1 protein-coding gene and 1 tRNA gene are annotated in these 906 nt (G+C 69.0%); one reads left to right on the top strand and one right to left on the bottom strand.

Annotated features, from left to right (window positions below; translation table 11 throughout):
- Positions 1 to 122: 122 nt before the first annotated feature.
- Positions 123 to 204: transfer RNA gene (locus CTKZ_RS20790), tRNA-Tyr, on the bottom strand.
- A 184-nt stretch (positions 205 to 388) separates the two neighbouring features.
- On the opposite strand from CTKZ_RS20790, the gene CTKZ_RS20785 reads away from it, so the two are divergent.
- Complete coding sequence (locus tag CTKZ_RS20785; RefSeq protein ID WP_124344677.1) at positions 389 to 886, top strand: YajQ family cyclic di-GMP-binding protein; 498 nt, start codon at positions 389 to 391, stop codon at positions 884 to 886.
- Positions 887 to 906 lie beyond the last annotated feature (20 nt).

Below are 906 nucleotides of genomic sequence, written 5' to 3'. Positions count from 1 at the left end.
CACCGGAGAACTCCTGCGCGAACTCACCATCGACACCACCCGCAACTACCAACCCCAGACACGCAAACAGGCCGGACCCTGAGGGTCCGGCCTGTTGCCGATGTCCTGCGACATCACAACCGTGGCGGGTGAGGGATTCGAACCCCCGTAGGCTGTGCCAGCTGATTTACAGTCAGCCCCCTTTGGCCGCTCGGGTAACCCGCCAGGGATCGCTCGCCGTTGCGGGGTCGACCCGGAGGCCGGCCGCCGCGAGCAGCGCGCGGGTGGAAGGATAGCAACTCCCGAGGGGTGCTGACGAAACGGTCCCCCCGGGACGGACGGCCGACGCCCCTGGGCGCGGCGACAGACGAGCCCCCGGCGGGTGTCCGGGGCGGCAGGAGGAGAGCACATGGCGAGCGAGTCGTCGTTCGACGTCGTCAGCAAGGTCGACCGTCAGGAGGTCGACAACGCGCTGAACCAGGCGGCGAAGGAGATCGCCCAGCGGTACGACTTCAAGGGCGTCGGGGCGTCGATCACGTGGAGCGGCGAGTCGGTCCTCATGGTCGCGAACTCGGCCGAGCGGGTGCTCGCGGTGCTCGACGTCTTCGAGTCGAAGCTCATCAAGCGCGGGATCTCGCTCAAGTCGCTCGACGTCGGCGACCGCGAGCCCAAGCCGTCGGGCAAGGAGTACCGCCTCGCGGGGGCGATCCAGGAGGGCCTGTCGAGCGAGATCGCGAAGAAGCTCGCGAAGATCGTCCGCGACGAGGGCCCGAAGAACGTCAAGACGCAGATCCAGGGCGACGAGCTGCGCGTCACCGCCAAGAGCCGCGACGACCTGCAGGCCGTCATCGCACTGCTCAAGGGCGCGGACGTCGACGCGGCGCTCCAGTTCGTCAACTACCGCTGACGCGGCGGCGGGGGGCGCGG

The sequence above is a fragment of the Cellulomonas algicola genome, from assembly GCF_003851725.1.
Classification (GTDB): Bacteria; Actinomycetota; Actinomycetes; order Actinomycetales; family Cellulomonadaceae; genus Cellulomonas; species Cellulomonas algicola.
Note: the sequence above shows the minus strand (reverse complement) of the source record. Positions and strands in the feature narration are given on the sequence as shown.

Excerpts from the sequence above, each read along its gene's own strand:
- CTKZ_RS20785 (WP_124344677.1), top strand. The coding sequence starts at position 389 with ATGGCGAGCGAGTCGTCGTTCGACGTCGTCAGCAAGGTCGACCGTCAG.